Here is a 255-nt window from a genome sequence, read left to right as displayed (position 1 = left end):
CTTGCACGTCCATGAGTCCGAACGGGGCGCTGGGCTCGTCGATGTCGCCGAGCATCTCGGTGAAGAACGCTTCGTGTTCGGCTTCGCTCACGCCGAGGCGCGCTTGCGCCACGAAGTTGCGGAACGGCACCGGGGTGGGCAGGTGCGCGTGCCCGCCTTGGTCGATCGCTTCGGCTTCTTCGACCAGCAGCTCGAGCGTGGTGTGGTCGATCGCCAGGTGGTGCGCCAGGATGTGCAGCAGCCAGCGCTGGTTGT

The 255-nt window shown here is 66.7% G+C and carries 1 protein-coding gene; it reads right to left on the bottom strand.

Features of this window, described 5'->3' with window-relative positions; genetic code table 11:
• A partial coding sequence (locus tag I8J34_RS24440; protein ID WP_214364221.1) for a condensation domain-containing protein occupies window positions 1-255 on the bottom strand: 255 nt, incomplete at both ends.

This window comes from Denitromonas iodatirespirans, from assembly GCF_018524365.1.
Taxonomy (GTDB): Bacteria; Pseudomonadota; Gammaproteobacteria; order Burkholderiales; family Rhodocyclaceae; genus Nitrogeniibacter; species Nitrogeniibacter iodatirespirans.
The sequence above is the reverse complement of the archived record's forward strand: the minus strand, read 5'-3'. Positions and strand labels throughout refer to the sequence as shown.